The sequence below is a fragment of the Bacillota bacterium genome, assembly GCA_018818595.1.
In the GTDB taxonomy this organism is placed as follows: domain Bacteria; phylum Bacillota_I; class Bacilli_A; order Izemoplasmatales; family Hujiaoplasmataceae; genus JAHIRM01.
Map to the genome: position 1 here is coordinate 1 of JAHIRM010000017.1, position 18,244 is coordinate 18,244.

General features: G+C 33.2%; 12 protein-coding genes, 1 rRNA gene and 1 other annotated feature. Of the genes, 2 read left to right on the forward strand and 11 right to left on the reverse strand.

Features of this window, described 5'->3' with window-relative positions:
• The 11 genes from KJ971_04170 to KJ971_04220 all read right to left on the reverse strand — a co-directional run.
• A 16S ribosomal RNA gene (locus KJ971_04170) occupies positions 1-63 on the reverse strand; the annotation flags it as partial.
• A gap of 208 nt (positions 64-271) precedes the next feature.
• Entirely contained in the window at positions 272-3,898 is a 3,627-nt protein-coding gene (rpoC, locus tag KJ971_04175; protein MBU1145035.1) for a DNA-directed RNA polymerase subunit beta', read from the reverse strand.
• An 18-nt stretch (positions 3,899-3,916) separates the two neighbouring features.
• On the reverse strand, positions 3,917-7,540 hold the full coding sequence (locus KJ971_04180) for a DNA-directed RNA polymerase subunit beta (GenBank protein MBU1145036.1): 3,624 nt from the start codon (positions 7,538-7,540) through the stop codon (positions 3,917-3,919).
• A 116-nt stretch (positions 7,541-7,656) separates the two neighbouring features.
• The gene (locus tag KJ971_04185) at positions 7,657-8,244 is read right to left on the reverse strand and encodes a methyltransferase (GenBank protein ID MBU1145037.1); all 588 of its coding nucleotides are present in this window, start codon (positions 8,242-8,244) and stop codon (positions 7,657-7,659) included.
• Positions 8,245-8,310: 66 nt separating this feature from the next.
• Positions 8,311-8,685 (reverse strand): 50S ribosomal protein L7/L12, encoded by a 375-nt coding sequence (gene rplL / locus KJ971_04190; GenBank protein ID MBU1145038.1) that lies wholly within the window; start codon positions 8,683-8,685, stop codon positions 8,311-8,313.
• 22 nt (positions 8,686-8,707) lie between these two features.
• Positions 8,708-9,199, reverse strand: coding sequence for a 50S ribosomal protein L10 (rplJ, locus tag KJ971_04195; GenBank protein MBU1145039.1), 492 nt, complete (start codon positions 9,197-9,199; stop codon positions 8,708-8,710).
• Between the two features lie 24 nt (positions 9,200-9,223).
• Positions 9,224-9,349, reverse strand: a sequence feature (ribosomal protein L10 leader region).
• Positions 9,348-10,028 (reverse strand): 50S ribosomal protein L1, encoded by a 681-nt coding sequence (rplA, locus tag KJ971_04200; protein ID MBU1145040.1) that lies wholly within the window; start codon positions 10,026-10,028, stop codon positions 9,348-9,350. It overlaps the preceding feature by 2 nt.
• 75 nt (positions 10,029-10,103) lie before the next feature.
• On the reverse strand, positions 10,104-10,529 hold the full coding sequence (gene rplK / locus KJ971_04205; protein ID MBU1145041.1) for a 50S ribosomal protein L11: 426 nt from the start codon (positions 10,527-10,529) through the stop codon (positions 10,104-10,106).
• A gap of 149 nt (positions 10,530-10,678) precedes the next feature.
• The gene (locus tag KJ971_04210; GenBank protein ID MBU1145042.1) at positions 10,679-13,129 is read right to left on the reverse strand and encodes an ABC transporter ATP-binding protein/permease; all 2,451 of its coding nucleotides are present in this window, start codon (positions 13,127-13,129) and stop codon (positions 10,679-10,681) included.
• Between the two features lie 12 nt (positions 13,130-13,141).
• A complete protein-coding gene (locus KJ971_04215) occupies positions 13,142-15,415 on the reverse strand; it encodes an ABC transporter ATP-binding protein (protein ID MBU1145043.1) in 2,274 nt (757 codons plus the stop codon).
• Positions 15,416-15,574: 159 nt separating this feature from the next.
• A complete protein-coding gene (locus tag KJ971_04220; GenBank protein MBU1145044.1) occupies positions 15,575-16,342 on the reverse strand; it encodes a hypothetical protein in 768 nt (255 codons plus the stop codon).
• Between the two features lie 167 nt (positions 16,343-16,509).
• On the opposite strand from KJ971_04220, the gene KJ971_04225 reads away from it, so the two are divergent.
• A complete protein-coding gene (locus tag KJ971_04225; protein MBU1145045.1) occupies positions 16,510-17,838 on the forward strand; it encodes a transposase in 1,329 nt (442 codons plus the stop codon).
• A gap of 1 nt (position 17,839) precedes the next feature.
• On the forward strand, positions 17,840-18,151 hold the full coding sequence (locus KJ971_04230; GenBank protein ID MBU1145046.1) for a hypothetical protein: 312 nt from the start codon (positions 17,840-17,842) through the stop codon (positions 18,149-18,151).
• Positions 18,152-18,244 lie beyond the last annotated feature (93 nt).

Below are 18,244 nucleotides of genomic sequence, written 5' to 3' on the forward strand. Positions count from 1 at the left end.
GACTTGCATGTATTAGGCATGCCGCCAGCGTTTATCCTGAGCCAGGATCAAACTCTCCATTATATTTATGTAAAGTTTTATTCTTCTCATTTTTTGTGTTTTGTTGTTCGTTTTTTAATCTGTTTAGTTTTCAAAGACCTAGCTGTGCCACCGACACGCGCTTCCTTATTTTATCACACGGGTATGTCTATGTCAACAAATTTCAACCCGTTTTTAGAACTTTTTTTAAAGGCATCAGAAGAGGTTAAAAATAACCTCTTCTTGCCCTTTTTTATTCTTCGAAATCTGCGTATAAATCCTCTTCTTCTTCAGGTTCTTCGTATTCTAAGTTTTTAAGTCTAAGGATACCTGTTCCAGCAGGAATAAGTCCACCAATAATTACATTTTCTTTTAATCCAAGTAATGGGTCGCTCTTACCACGAATAGCAGCATCTGTTAAAACTCTTGTGGTTTCTTGGAAAGAAGCAGCTGATAAGAAAGATTCTGAACGTAAACTGGCTTTCGTAATACCTAATAAAACTGGTTTTGCAACAGCAGGTCGTTTGCCTTCGGCGAAAGCTTTTTTGTTTGCTTCAATGTATTCGCCTAATGATATTTGACTTCCTGGTAGCAAGTTCGTATCGCCTTCTAAAATCACATTTAATCTTCTAGTCATTTGTCTTATAATGATTTCAATGTGTTTATCAGAAATTTCTACGGCTTGAGAACGGTAAACTTTTTGAACTTCTTTTAAAATATATTGTTGAACTGTGCCCATATCTGTAACTCGAAGTAATTCTTTTGGGTCAATTGCTCCTTCGGTTAATTGCATACCAGCTTCAACAATTGATCCTTTTTCTACGAGTGGTTGAACGTTACTATTTGTTTCATACTTCTTTGTTTCAATATCGTTTCCAACGTAGATAATATATCTTTCTTCAACGGGTTGAATTTCAGTAACAATCCCATTGATTTCTGAAATAATGGCTTTGGCTTTGGATTTTCTTGCTTCAAATAGTTCTTGAACACGAGGTAATCCTTGAGTAATATCATCCCCTGCAACTCCTCCTGTATGGAAAGTACGCATGGTTAATTGTGTTCCTGGCTCTCCAATGGATTGTGCTGCAATTGTTCCAACAGATTCTCCAACTTCGGCTTTTTCACCTGTTGCAAGGTTTTGTCCATAACATTTTCGGCAAATTCCTACATGGGCTGTACAAGTTAAAGCAGTACGAATCGGTACTGAAATATCCAATACTTCACTAAAATCATTTGGATTAAATGCGGATTTGATAATAGCAATTGCTATTTCTTCTGAAATATATTGGTTTCTATGAACTAAGATTTCCCTTGTAAAAGGATGGAAATAATCAAGAGATGCATATCGGCCTGTAATTCTATCTTGTAAAGATTCAATTATTTTTCCATCGCGGTCAAGGACTGCTTTTACTCGAACGCCTTTATCCGTTTTACAATCTTCTTCTGTAATTACTACGTCTTGACTTACATCTACTAATCTTCTAGTTAAGTATCCTGACTCAGCCGTTTTTAACGCGGTATCGGTAGATCCTTTTCTAGCACCATGAGTAGAGATAAAAAATTCACTCATCGTAAGTCCTTCACGGAAAGATGCTTTAATTGGTAATTCAATGGTTCCACCAGAAGGGTTTGCCATTAATCCACGCATACCAGCAAGTTGAGTAAAGTTCGATGCATTACCACGGGCTCCTGAATCACTCATCATAAAAATATGATTGTCATGATGTAGTTCTTCTATTAGTCCTTTTTGGATTTCATCTTTTGCTTTGGACCATTCATCTATCACAAGTTTTGAACGTTCGCTATCTGTTAGTAATCCCATGTTGTAAAGTCCTGATATTTCATCTACATTTGCATCATGTAACGCTAAAACATCTTGTTTTTTTGAATAAACTTTTACATCACTTGCCGCCACAGTAATTCCTGCAATGGTAGAATATTTAAATCCGATGTTTTTCATTTTATCAAGCATTTTTGATGTTTCATTAATTTTATATTTTGCAAAAATTTGAGCAATAATCATGGATAAGAATTTTTTCTTAAAAGGTGAAACCAATTCCATTTCTTTTATGGACTCTGGAACGTTGGTTCCAGGAGCTAAAAAGTAATGATTTGGTGTAGCCACTTCTAAATTGAATTTTGTAGGCTCATTAATAAAAGGAAACGTTACTGGTAAAATGGTATTAAAAATCAATTTCCCAGCAGTGGTAATTAAATAATGGCTTTTTAATTCATCTAATAGTGGTCTATTTAAGGCTTTAGATTGAATCGCAATACGTGAATGTAGGGTAATTCGTTTGTTTTCATAAGCTAAAATCACTTCATCATAATCACGATAGATAGATCCTTCTCCAGGTTCGCCTTTTTTTTCTAAGGTCAAGTAATAGTTTCCAAGAACCATATCTTGCGAAGGTGTAACAACTGGTTTTCCATCTTTTGGATTTAAAATGTTATTTGAGGCAAGCATTAATACTCTTGCTTCTGCTTGAGCTTCTTCCGATAAAGGAACATGAACAGCCATTTGGTCTCCATCAAAATCGGCATTAAAAGCCGTTGTTACAAGTGGATGTAAACGGATAGCTTTTCCTTCAACAAGTATGGGTTCAAACGCTTGAATACCAAGTCTGTGAAGTGTTGGAGCTCTGTTAAGTAAAACAGGATGCTCACGGATAACATCTTCTAAAACAGCCCAAATTCGGCCATCTAATTTTTCAATCAATTGTTTTGCACTTCTAATATTTGAAGTAATATTACGACTAATTAATTCGCGAATTACAAATGGTTTGAATAAAATAATTGCCATTTCTTTCGGTAATCCACATTGATACATTTCCAAGTCTGGTCCAACAACGATAACAGATCGTCCAGAATAGTCCACTCGTTTTCCAAGTAAGTTTTGACGGAAACGACCTTGTTTTCCTCTTAACATATCTGATAAAGATTTTAATGCTCTGTTTCTTTCAACAACGACTTTTCGTCCTCGTTTTGAATTATCAATTAAAGCATCAACGGCTTCTTGTAACATACGTTTCTCGTTTTTGGTAATTAAATGTGGTGCCCCTTGTTCAAATTGGCGTTTCAAACGATTGTTACGATTTAAGATTCTTCTGTATAAATCATTTAAATCGGTTGTCGCAAAACGGCCACCATCTAATTGAACCATTGGACGAAGATCTGGTGGAATAACTGGCAATACATCTAAAACCATCCACTCTGGTAAATTATCACTATTTTTGAATGCTTCCACAACATTTAAACGTTTAATGATTTTTTCTCTTCTTTGTTTGGAAGCAGTTTTTAACTCAATTCTTAATGAAAGTGTTTCTTTTTCTAAATCAATTTTTTTAAGCAAATATTTTACTGCTTCTGCTCCGGTTAACGCTCTGAAGCGAGAACCATATTCAAAGTAATAATGTGTATAATCTGCTTCAGATAAAATTTGTTTGAAATGAAGATCGGTGTCTCCTGCTTCTACTACAATGTAGGAGGCAAGATAGACTACTTCTTCCAAATCTTTTGATTTTAAATCAAGTAAAATGGCAAGTCTTGAAGGGCTGTTACGTAAATACCAAGCATGTACAACTGGTGCAGCTAGCTCAATATGTCCCATTCGTTCCCTACGAACTTTACTTTCAGTATATTCAACACCACAAATCGGACATTTTTTTCCTGGGTGTGCACTTCTTTTTGATTTATTGGAACAGGCACATTGAAAATCCTTTGTCGGCCCAAAAATCACTTCACAAAACAATCCATCTTTTTCCGGTTTCAAAGTACGGTAATTGATTGTCTCATGTTTCTTAACTTCACCGTAAGACCAACCTCTAATTTCTTCAGGAGAAGCCAATCTGATTTTCAAATGCGAAAATTTTTGACTCATTATCTAATCACTACCCTTCTAAGATTTGAAACCATATTTCGTAATGTAATCTTCAACATCATCATCAACTAAACTCTTGTTTACTTCGTTAATTAAAGAATCGCGATTAATGAGTTCAACGTATATGCCTAAAGCGCGTAATTCTCTGGTTAATACTCTAAAAGACTCCGGTAAACTTGGGTCTGGAATAGGTTGTCCATCGACAATCGCTCTAAAGACTTTATTTCTTCCGATAATATCATCAGATTTAACTGTTAACATTTCTTGTAAAGTGTATGCTGCTCCATAAGCTTCTAAAGCCCATACTTCCATTTCTCCAAAACGTTGTCCACCATTTTGTGCTTTACCACCCATTGGTTGTTGGGTAACAAGTGTATAAGGTCCAACGCTTCTTGCATGTAATTTATCATCAACCATATGGTCAAGCTTAATCATATACATAACGCCAACTGAAACGCGATTATCAAATTTTTCGCCTGTTCTACCATCATATAAAACATACTTCCCATCAGGATCCATTCCGGCTTCTTTCATGATTTCATCTAAATCATTTTGTTCTGCCCCGTCAAATACAGGTGTTGCAACGTGGATTCCTAATAATTTAGCAGCCATTCCTAAATGGATTTCTAAAACTTGTCCTATGTTCATACGAGAAGGAACTCCAAGTGGATTTAACATAATATCTACTGGCGTACCATCTGCTAAATATGGCATATCTTCTGAAGGTAGTATTTTAGAGATAACGCCTTTGTTTCCATGACGTCCCGCCATTTTATCCCCTTCAGATATTTTTCTTTTTTGAACGATATAAACTCTTACAACAGTGTTGACTCCTGGGGATAATTCATCTTTGTCTCTTGTAAAGACTTTTACAGAATGAACAATTCCGCCTCCGCCATGAGGAACTCTTAAAGAGGTATCTCTTACTTCTCTTGATTTCTCACCAAAAATAGCTAGTAATAATCGATCTTCTGGGGTTGGATCTGTAACGCCTTTAGGAGTTACTTTACCAACTAAAATGTCGCCTTCTTTGACTTCTGCTCCTGGAATAATGATTCCAATATCGTCTAAGAACTTACGGCCTTCTTCACCAACGTTTGGAATTTCTCTGGTGATTTCTTCTTTTCCAAGTTTTGTATCTCTTGCTTCGATTTCATATTTTTCAATGTGAATGGATGTATAAACATCTTCTTTTACTAAACGCTCATTCATAATAACGGCGTCTTCATAGTTGTATCCATTCCATGTCATAAACGCTACGACAACGTTTCTACCAATCGCTAATTCTCCCAGATCCATTGATGGACCATCTGCGATGATATCTCCGGCTTTAATGTCTTCACCTAAAGATACAATTGGGGTTTGATTAATACAAGTCCCTTGATTACTTCTCATAAATTTAGATAGTGGATATGTATCCATTTCTCCATCTAAACGACGAATTTTTACTTTATATCCATCAACAAGTTCTACCACTCCGTCATGAAGTGCTATTACTGAAGTTCCTGAATCATGAGCGGTTTTATATTCAATTCCCGTACCAACAAATGGCGCTTCTGGATTTAACAAAGGAATCGCTTGACGTTGCATGTTCGCTCCCATTAAGGCGCGGTTTGCATCATCGTGCTCAAGGAAAGGAATACAAGCAGTAGAAACGGACACAATTTGTTTTGGCGAAACGTCCATGTAATCGCATTTTGTACGATCAAATATTTTCGTTTCTCCTAAATATCTTGCGACAACTCTTTCTTCTTTGATGGTCATGTCATCATTAATTTTAACGTTTGCTTGAACGATGACAAATTTTTGTTCTTGATCGGCTGATAAATAATCAATTACATCTGAAATTTTACCAGTTGTTTTGTCTATTCTTAAATATGGAGTTTCCATAAAGCCATATTTGTTTACTTTAACATAACAAGCCAAAGAGTTAATAAGTCCAATATTTTGACCTTCAGGGGTTTCAATAGGACAAATTCTACCATAATGAGATTGATGAACGTCACGAACTTCAAAGCCCGCACGGTCTCTGGTTAATCCGCCAGGTCCAAGTGCAGATATTCTTCGTTTATGTGTAATTTCATCTAATGGATTGGTTTGTTGCATGAATTGAGACAATTGAGAACTTCCAAAGAATTCCTTTAAAGAAGAGGTGAGAGGTCGAATGTTTACCAAGTTTTGTGGTGTCATTTCTTTTGATTCTTTGGTTGACATTCTATCTTTAACGTTCTTCTCCATTTTTGCAAGCCCAATTCTAAATTGGTTTTTAAGAAGCTCGCCGATTAAACGTAGACGGCGGTTTCCTAAATGGTCGATATCATCTAGTGAACCGATGCGATCAAATAAATTTAAATAATAAGAAATACTTGCGATAATATCAGAAGTGGTTATATGAAGTCTGGTTTCGTATGAGTTATTTCCAATTAAACGAACTTCTTGAGAAGTTCCATTTACTTCAAGCCTTAAATCAAGAATCTCGACATAACAATCGCGAATCACATTTGCAATAAAGTCTTCATTGATGTTTTCTTGAATTTCATTTCTCGCTTCTCGATCTAAATGAATTTTAAGTTCTTTTTCTAAATCATCATCAAATACAACTCTTTCAGTATATAGATGTCTTACTGTTTTGAGCTTATCTAGAATTTCACGATTAATGACTTGATCTTTCTCAAAAAGAATTTCTCCTGTTTGATTATCAACCATATCCTTTGCAAATTTTACTTGAATTCCTCGATCTAATAATTGACGAATTCTTGTAATTACATCCATTTTTTGATTGACTTTAAATCGACCAACTTCTGCTAAATCATAACGTTTTTCATCGTATAACCTAGAAACAAAGAATGATCTAGCTCCTTCAAGAGTGGCTGTCTCGCCTTGACGAATTTTAGCATAGACTTCTTTCATTGCATCGGCTGAATTTGTAGTTAAATCTTTATCAAATGTATTTTTCAATAAAGTATTACTGCCAAAAAGATTAAAGATTTGGTCTTCATTTGAGAAGCCAAGCGCCTTAATCATGGTTGTTAAATATATTTTTTTTGAACGGTCTATCTTAGCATATAAAATTTCTTTTGATCCCATTTCGTATTCAAGCCAAGCTCCTCTTGTTGGAATTACTTGTCCTAAATACTTTCTTTGTAATGTCTTTTTATCCACTTCTTCTGAGTAGAAGACTCCGGAAGAACGAACAATTTGGGAGACAATAACTCTTTCCGAACCGTTAATAATAAATGTACCAACAGGAGTCATCATTGGGATATCGCCCATAAAGATTTTTTGCTCTTTAATGTTGTCTAAAGCTAGACCTTCAGTTCCAACTTTATCCAAACCATCTTTGTTTCGTAACTGAACTCTCACTTTTAATGGTCTTGAGAAAGTTACGTCTTTCTCTTTACATTCTTCAACAGAATATTTAGGGTCTTCTAATTCATAATCCTTAAAATATAGTTCAAGATTTTCTGTAAAGTTAGTAATTGGTGAAATGTCTTCAAACAACTCTTTTAGACCGGTTTCAACAAACCAATCAAATGAAGTTGTTTGTACTTCAATCAAATTTGGTAATTCCACATTTGATTTTACCCGCGAATAATTTCTTCTAACTCTTCGCTTTCCGTAATTAACGGTTTTGTAATCCACAAAATCACCCCAATATATGAAAATTATTAAAAAAACAGTGTAAAATCTGTAAGAAATGCAAAAATGCGCATTCTATCGCATTTAAATATATTATCATAATTGTGTCAATTAGTCAATTATTTTTGACATTTAATGACATAATATCCAGATTGTTTTGCTAACACCTCAACAAGCGCGTAGTGCTTTTCACATTCTTTGATTGCAGAAAGCGCTCCTTGATTTTTATTTATAACTAAAATTAAAGATCCTTTTTCATTTAAATATGTTAAAGCATCTTCAAAAAATTGATATATTATTTTTTTCCCAACACGAATTGGTGGATTTGATACAATCAGATCAAATGTATCATTTACATTTTCAAATCCATCACTTTGTAGAACTTTGGCATTTAAAAAATGATTTTTTACATTTTCTTGTGCTAATTCCACTGCTCGAACATTAATGTCAACCATGGTTAAACTACAATGCCACACTTTTCCTAAAACAATTCCAATCGGTCCGTACCCACATCCAAGATCAAGTACTTTTTTGTATGGAGTAGGAAGAATTGTTTCTAGAAGTGTTCTTGTTCCGAAATCTAATCCCGATTTTGAGAACACGCCACTATCCGAAGTCATGTGATAATGATTCTTATTGATAATAAAATGTATATCTTTCTTTTTGCTTTCAAGCAAGTCGTTTTCTTTCGAAAAATAATGTGCCATATTCATCACCTCTCTAAACGCCAAAAACCTGAGAGATTCTCAGGTTTTGTTCGTCTTTGTAAAAAACTATTTTAATTCTACAGTCGCTCCAGCATCTGTCAATTTTTTCGCGATTTCTTTTGCTTCGTCTTCTTTTACTTTTTCTTTAATTGCTTTAGGTGCTGCATCTACTAAATTTTTCGCTTCAATTAAACCTAAACCAGTTAATTCACGAACAACTTTAATAACTGCAACTTTACTTAAACCAACGCTTGTTAAGATAATACTAACTTCTTTTGGCCCTTGTTCTTCTTCTTCAACAAGTGCGGCAGCTGGTGCAGCAGATACTGCGGAAGGATCAATCCCAAATTCTTCTTTCATCGCGTCGATAAGACCTTTGATTTCTAAGATAGTCATTTCTTTTAATGATTCAATAAATTCTTTAGCTGTTAATTTTGCCATTTTAATTTCCTCCTAATTTTATTTATTCTTTGTTTACGATCATATCAAGACCTATTGCTAAGTCTCGAAGTGGTGCGTATAATTGTGTTGCTAACATGGTTAGTAATATATCTTTTGGTGGCAATACTGAAATTTGTTTGATTTCTTCAGGTAGATAAAAGTTTCCATCTACGATACCTGATTTAACAATCAAATTTTGGTTTTTCCTAGCAAATTCATGTAGTATTTTTGCGGCCGAAATAGAATCGTTATAAGCTAATACAACTCCATTTGGACCATATAAATCAGCGTTTAATGATTCATAGCCTAATTTAGTTGCTGCTCTTCTTGAAATATTGTTTTTAATGACAAACATTTCGCAACCTTCTTTACGTAGTTGACGACGTAATGTTTCGGTTTTTTCTACCGTTAATCCACGGTATTCAGCAACAACAATTGATTTAGCCTTTAACATTTTTTCAGCAACTTCATTCACTGATTCTTGTTTTAAGTTAATTACTGTTTCTCTTGACATAAGTTAACCTCCTATAAATGTCATTTTGAAAAAAGAAAACCTCTTTTTGTGAGAAAAAGAGGAATAAATAAACTTTATTTATTTTCCTTTGTCTCGGTAGGATGATTAAGCGTTAGCCCCTACTGTCTTAGATAAAGTTATTTATTTTTTAAACTTCTACGTCAATTCCAGGTCCCATCGTTGATGAGATGGCAACGTTTTTCATATAAACGCCTTTAACGGTTGAAGGTTTTGCTTTTGAAATGACTTCAATTACAGATCTAATATTATCAACTAAATTTTCGGCTGTAAATGAAACTTTTCCAACTATTGCTTGAATGTTTCCGCCTTTATCAACGCGGTAAGTAATCTTTCCACCTTTTGATTCGGAAACAGCTTTAGTTATATCTTGAGTAACGGTACCCGTTTTTGGATTTGGCATTAAACCTTTAGGTCCTAATAAACGTCCAATTTTTCCAAGGGTCCCCATCATATCAGGTGTTGCGATTACGATATCAAAGTCAAACCATCCACCTTGGATTTTTTCAACTAAATCATCGTCTCCTACAAAATCAGCTCCTGCTTCTTTTGCGTCTTTTGCTTTATCACCTTTCGCAAAAACTAATACTCTTTTTTCTTTACCTGTTCCATGTGGTAAAACAAGTGCTCCGCGTAAGTTTTGTTCAGCTTTGCGTGAGTCTAAGTTTAAGTTAAAGGCAAGTTCCACTGTAGCATCAAATTTTTCAAAAGAGATTGCTTTAACCAATTCTACAGCTTCTTGAAGTGGATATTTTTTTTCTCTTGAAATCTTAGCTAAAGCTTCTATGTATTTTTTTCCTTTTTTTGCCATGCTTTTTTCCTCCTATATCTGGTTTTAGCGGATTGTCCTCCCATATATAGTTGTATATTTCTAACAACTATTTGTTTAGTCTACTACGACAATTCCCATGTTTCTTGCTGATCCTGCGATAATTTTAGCTGCTGCTTCAACATCATTTGCATTTAAATCAGGCATTTTGACCGTTGCGATTTCGCGTAATTTATCCCAAGTAATTGTTGCGACTGTTTCTTTTTTTGAATTTGCTGCACCCTTTGTAATTTTACATGCTTTTTTCAAAAGATCACTTGCTGGTGGAGTTTTGGTAATAAATTTGAATGAACGGTCATCATATACCGTAATCACTACTGGAATTACACTACCAATTTGCTCTTTTGTACGATCATTGAATTGCACACAAAATTGTTGGATGTTGACGCCTGCTTGTCCTAATGCTGGTCCAATTGGTGGAGCTGGTGTTGCTTTTCCACCTGGGATTTGCAATTTTACGACAGTTTTAATTTCTTTAGCCACGAACGACACCTCCTTATTTTCGTGATGTGGTTACCGGATTTTATCCTCCCACTCATGCGTTTATAATACACACGCTGAAGTATTATACAATATTATCCTTAAAATTGTCAAGGATTTTTTACTGATTTTTAGGCGTTTCTGTTAAATGATTAAATATCATATTTTGCATTGATTTCTGATGGTGTTTTTCGAAGTAATGAGAAGACTGGAAATAAACCGAACAATAGATTTACTGCATAAATGGCTACTATTCCTAAAATAAATAAATAGAATGGGAAATAGAAGAACGTCATATTGATCCCTAGCTCACTTGACATACCGGAGAATTGATCCATCGCTGTTTGAACTTTATTAACCATATAAGCCATAAACAGATATCCAGTTAAGGATCCAACTGTTGTAAAGGCCAGTATTTCTGAAATGAAGATTTTATAGATGTCTCTTTTCGAAGCGCCTATGGAACGATATATTCCGATTTCTTTAATCCGATTCAACATACTTGATCTCATCATAAAGAATATGTAGACTACTATTCCTGCGAAAGTAATTAATATATTTTGTAGTTGTTTTACAATATCTGCACGCATATTAGTGATGTATTCTGTTTTTGCAACTTCATATGAATTAATACCTATAAATCCTAAAGCATCCATTTCTAAAATGGTTTGTGAAGGATTATCTGTATGATAATAGATGTATTCTTTTGTTTGACCCGCCACGATATTTTCCAAAGAAAATTGTAGGAAGTCTTCGTTTGTTATAATGGGTTTGTGCAATGTTTCAGATTCATATAATCCTACAACAGTAAATGTTTTTCCATAAACAGTAATTTCATCTCCAATTTCAGCAATTAAGTTAGGATAAAGAACATCTCCATCGTCTACCAAATCTATTCCTTCAACAATTTCGTAATCGCCAGTAGCTACCCCCAGCGAAACATAGTTGGTTCCCGAATATTCATTAAAATATTCAATGTTATCATCAGTTAGTATAATAAGAGGCGACTCCGTTTTCACAATTCCTACTACCGTTAACGGGTAACTCACATTAACAGAACTAATCGTACCTCCAATTAAAGATTCATAAGAGGTGACTCCTAAATCACTAACGCCCTTATTTGAAAGAATAGAATCTGCTAGCCATTCATCTATAGCTATTTCGTATTTATCAACAGGTAAGACTCCTTCTGTAATAAAAGACGAAGTTACTTGAGAAACCGGCACAACATAACCTCTCACACTGGCTAATGCAAAGTTTCCATAATAATAAAGACTACTTCCTTGATATAAATCTCTATAAGAAATTTGAAGCAAGGTTTGATCTGAATATGACATAATATTATCAGCCGAAGTTTCATTTAATAATTGATTAATATCTTCAATCGTCAAATCTTCATTCACTTCAACTGCAATTAAGTCTTTTGCAATGCTTAAAAATTCAGATTCATCTACTTTTGTTAATGCTCCAAACGTCGCAAGATTGTAAACAACAAGTGCAGAAATGGCAAAATAGGCAAGTAAAAACAATTTCCCTAAGAATTTTCTTTCGCCAAAGACTTTTCTAAACCCTGCTTTTAAAGCATCTTTCATTCTTATAAATGATTTACGCTTTTGATCTGAAATAATTTTACCGAATTGGGTTAAATCAAATGTTGCTTTTGAGATATCATCGGTTTCTGGTTTTCGGTAATGGTCATCAATTAACTGAATTTCTGAATCGTTTGTAATGTATTTTACTTTTGACTTTGAATCGACTTTTACAAATAATGTATTATTAAAATAGATGACTTTTATTTTTGGAGTATCGGGAGCATCATTATGAAAGTAAAAATCAACTGGTATCGGAGTGTCTCCTGATAATATATTTAAGTCTTGTAAATAGATATTTCTGTCATCGACATGTTCTAACGTTCTGTTTCCAACATTATCATAATCGTTAATGATTTTTCCATCAGATAATTCAATCACTCTATCAGAATAAAAATCAACTAATTCACGTTCATGACTTACTAAGATAACCAAACAAGTTTGACTGATTTTTTTAATAATACCCATAATTTCAAATGTATTATTGGCATCTAAATTTCCAGTAGGTTCATCCGCTAAAACAACTTTTGGATTTTTGGCAATGGCTCTTGCGATTGCAACACGTTGTTGTTGCCCTCCTGATAACGCTTGAACATTACGTTTACGATAATTATACATACCAACGCTTCTTAAAACGTAATTAATTCGCTCTTCTACTAATTCTTTGTCATAAAGGCCAGCCATATTTAATGCAATCTCAACGTTTTGATAAACTGTTTTATCGGTAATCAAATTGTAGTTTTGAAAAATATAACCAACATATTTATTTCTTAAAATATCCCATTCTAATGGTTTGTATGATGTTAGTTCTGATTCATCAAAATTAACTTTTCCAGTATCAAACTTATCTAACCCGCCAATTACATTTAAAAGAGTCGTTTTTCCACATCCAGATGGTCCAGTTAAAGCTACTAGTCCAATCTCGGGAAATTCTAAGGCAGTATGGTCGATCACATGAATTTCATTTAATTTTCCTTTATTATAAAACTTATCTAAATTGGTTAATTTTATCATATGATTGCCTCCTTATTCTACTTTAAGTGTCTTATTAACGGATTCTCTAAAAATGCGTTTTGTATACTTGCTAGAAATAATCAAGGCCATGATGACCATTAAACAGAAAAACACAATATAATTTGTAAAGGTATACATTTTTAAAGAATAAAAGATGGTTTCAACACCGGCTCGAACTTTTAAAATTAGAGTGAATCCAACAAATAAGAGAAAGCTGAACAAAGTAACGAATCCATTTTCAGTATAGATAAAAAGCTTTATCATCTTTTTATTTGCGCCAATGGTTCTAAAAATAGCATAATCATGAAGTTTTGTATTGATAATCGCTTTAAAGATCACATAAGTAATTAATGTTGCTCCCAAAAGGGTTAACGTGATAAGTGCTATCATACCTATAGATTGAATTAGTAATATTATTGCTGAAAAGCTATCACTAGCTGCGGAATCGTAAGGATAAAACACTTTATATTTTGAAGTTAATAAGATGTTATCAATTCGAGAAATTTCATTTACTAATGTTTTGACATTTAAATCGGTATTTGCAATAACACTCACTTGATAAATATCATCATAAATCATATTATTTAATGTTGTTTCACTTGCTTGAAAAGCGTCTTGGTATTCATCTGATGCGTAATTTGAATATCGAATCGTGAAATCCTCAGCAGTAAAGGTTGTGTAAAAATCTGTTATAACAAAATCTCCAGTTACCTCACAATAAGTATCACTTATGCAAGTGTTTCCTATTTCTGACCACGAAGGCATAATAACAAAATTATCTGGAAGAGTGTTATCAACAGTGAAAGAAAATTCGTTTAAGAAAACTGAATAGGAAAACGCTTCATCTTCTTGGTCTACTCCAATTAAAGTTGAATCTGTAGTGTATCGAAAATAATTTACGTAGACTAAATTTGATAAGACGTCCTCTTGCAATAAGAAATATGCTCCGTTATAAGGATTACTTATGTCCATATAGATATCTGCAGCATTTATAACACCAACAATTTTATATGCTACTCTTTCTATAACTTCTCCATAATAATAATTATTATTTTGAACAATAATTCTATCTATATAATCTGCGGCTAAATCAAGTCGCTCTCCACTTATCGCTATAACCATTTCGTCGTCTGCTAAGGGAAGTCTTCCAGCTACTAATAACTCTTCATTTGATAAAACAGAAATAGGCAAATACAATCCGGAAAATGATAAATTATTCTCAGGATCATTTTCGTCAAAATCCGTACGCAAATATGTATATGTATCTAGCAAATAATCGAAAGGTACAACTGTTTGTGTTTTATTTAATGCTTGCAATTCTTCTAAATCCGCAGCTGTAAAAGGCGTTTTATCAGTTTTTCTAACAATAATTCTTGAAACGCTTGTGTTTTCGAAATAAGAGTTATAGCTGTATGATATATCATCAAGATTTACATTAAATGATCCATACGCTAAAGCAACAAAGAATGCAAAAAAGGTAAACACAATAATCATCAAAAATGATTTTTTAGGAACGGATAAAAGATTCCGAAAAGCCATTTTAACAAAATCTAAAAATTTGATTTGTCTTTCTTCATCTGGAATAACAGGTAAATTAAGTTTTTCAACTTTATTAAGTTCAATATCTTCAACAACCTCACCATCAAAGATTCGAATTTTTCTTGTGGCAAATTCTTTTATTTGATCAAAATCATGGGTAACAATAATAACTAACTTATCTTTTGATATTTCATGAAGCAATTCAAGAATTTGTCTTGCGGAAACGCTGTCTAAATTTCCTGTTGGCTCATCAGCTGCGATAATAGGACAATCTTTAGCTAAAGCTCTTGCAATAACAACACGTTGTTTTTGACCACCTGATAATTTAGTGGCTTTATGATGAATATGTTTTTCAAGCCCAACTCGTCTAATAATCTCTAAAGCTCTACTCTTCACTTGATTTTTAGGATAACCTGATAAAATAAGTGGAGCTTCAACATTTTGTAGTACCGTATAAGAGTCTATTAAATTATAACTTTGAAAAACGAATGCTATGTATTTTTTTCGATAATTTTCCATGTCGCTTACTGAAAAATAAGATGTTTCTTCTCCGTTTAAATACATTTCTCCATCTTCATATGAATCAATTCCAGAAATCACATTTAAAAGAGTTGTTTTCCCAGAGCCGGATTCTCCAACTACTGCAACAAACTCATTAACATGTAATTCTAAATTCACTTTTCTTAATCCAAGAGCTATAACATTATTACTATTGTAATATTTTGATACATTTACAAGTTTTATCATAAGTTCACCTCTGCTAAAAACTATTATTATTATACCATAAACCAATATTTTTGAAAATTTAATTTTCTTTTTGACCTTTTTAAAATTGAGTTGATTTTTCAAATACTAAAAAATATTAGAAGCTAGATAGAATTTTATTTTGTTACAGATTATTCTTTTTTATTGATAACCTTTTTTGATTGATAAACGATCCTTTTTTTCTAAATCAACAAATATTTTTTCAATCATAAGATTTAAATTTGTTTCATCTTTTAAAAAGGCAACGCTCATTTTGACAATTTTTTCCTCAAATAATACAAGACTTAAATAAAGCAAGAAAATAAGCAATGACATAAAAAACCAAAGTTCAAAAATCGCGCTATGTCCGAGTAATAAAAGCGTGAGAATTCCTCCACCCCAAATAATGACAAGCCAAATTTTAATCGTTGTTTTTAATCTTGGATTTTCCTTTCCAACAACATTGACAAAAGGAACAAAAGATAAAAGCAAGAACAACGCATGAAGACCTGCAAATAATGTGTGAACTAAATGCCAAAATGGAAAATCGTCTTTTAATGCTGGTATTAATGCGGTGAACACAAGAAAAATAACCGACAAAATTACAAACCAATATTTTGTCTTTTGAAGGTATTCTTCTAACCGAAATAAAGCTAAAATACTAGATTGGATTGCAACTCCTGTTACCATGGCCCATACAATAAAGAAAACACGATGTTCAAAAAAATTTCCTATGTTACTTAAGGTATACGTTATAGGATTTTCTATGGTTCCATATACTATCGTTAATAACAAAGCGGCAAGAAGAATACTCATAACAAACATCCTTACTCTTCTTTGTCTTAATAAATTCTTTTGAAGATCAAATAGATTTTTCTTAATCAATTCTTCTTTTACTTTTTCCTTATCTATACATATTAATTCAGTCATTTTTTTCATCTCCACGGTTGTAATATATTTTATAATTATATCGCAAAATGTAAAAAGTGTAAATGAGTAACATCATATTTATTTTATTAAAAAAATGAAAAACAAGTTTTTCAACTAAAGAGGCCAAGCCTCTTTTTTGTTTGGTTGAAATTTGATAAAATAGACGTATGAATAATGTTGAATATACAAAGCGAGATGCTTTTAAACTTCAGTTGCTGAAAGCTGCTGAAGCGGGTCAAAAGATTTACGAAAATACACTCAATAAATTAAATAATAGTCCATATGCCAGAACTCTCGAAAACAAGTTTACGATTAAAGAGATCTTTTCTCGATATTGGGATGAGTTTTGCTTGAGAAATAGCCATAAAGTGATAAGACCTGCGATTATCAAAAACGTGGAAAGAATGATTGCTTGTAAAGATTTAAGTAAGGGGTATATTTTTTATGAATGTCCGACTTGCGAGAACTTTCATATCAGTGGCTTAAGTTGTCATTCTCGGTTTTGTCCTAGTTGTGGTAAGGTTTACCGAGAAAGACGAGCGAACGAAATTGCAAAAAAGTGTTTAAATGTTCCTCACAGGCAGTTCGTCTTTTCGATTGCGAAAGAACTAAGAGATTATTTCAGAAATTACCGAGAGCTCTATGATGAATTATTTCATGCAGTCAATGATGTGTTTGAATATCTGATTCAGGGTAAATCTAAAATCGCACAAAAAGAAGACAGAGAATTAGGCTTCATGCTGTTTCTTCATACCTTTGGCAGGGATTTAAAACACAACCCTCATATTCACGCTTTGATTGCGGAAAGAGTCATTGATAAGGACTTGAATGTGAAACGTTTTGAATATTTTGACTTTGAAGTTTTAAGAAAGGCTTTTATGAATCAACTTTTGAAAAGATTCTATCAGTATCTGAAAGTCCACGCTTCAAAGAATGAATTAATCGAGTTTTCCAAGTTAAGAAATTACTTATATAAGACTTATCCTTCCGGGTTCTATACTTATGGTCCAAAACTTAAAAATAATTCTCGAGTTAGTATTAAGAATGTCACGAAGTATATCGCTAGGTATGCTGGCCACCCAGCTATCGCGGAATCAAGAATTACGAATGTGGATTATGATAACCACACAGTAACTTATTACTATGACCCTCATGAAGATGATAATAATGAAGTCCTGGAAGAAAAACTAGGCAGACAATTTGTGACGGAATCTGTGTTTGATTTTATCAAGAAACTAATTATTCACATCCCTGATAAAGGATTCCATACTGTCAGGTATTATGGCTTCTATGCCAATAAATCCAATAAGACTTTTCCTAATCACTTAAAGCTCTATGTCACTTCTGAGTTAAAGAAATTAACCAATCGTTTGTTCTGGAGAATTAATCTGATTCTTACTTACAAATACGATCCTCTTCTTTGCGAATGCGGCTCCATCATGAAAGTTAATTTTGGCTTTTCTTATTTTCCTAACTACGATACTGGAGGTGGCTAACATGCCGAAACATTTTAATACGATAAAACGATTCTTAACCGATGATGAAAAACGAGAGCGTGCTTTGGACTATAACCGATTCGATGATTTTGATCAGGTTGATGTGGATGAATTTGTAAAGAAAGTTATTTTTGATGAAACGATTATTTTGAAATGCTTGAACTGTGGTTTTCAAGAAGAAGTTGACTATGACATTGTTAGTGAATGCTGGGATGACTCTGAGAGTGATTATCCCGAGTCTTACTGTATGAAGTGTAATAAACCGAAGGTTGTTCCTTTGGATGTTTATAATAAGAAAAAACACATAAAGTAATTTCTTAACTTCATCTTCTTAAGCCTACTTCCTGTAGGCTTTTTTGCTTTTGACTCTTATCTGTTTTTAAAATACAATTTCCTATTAAATAAA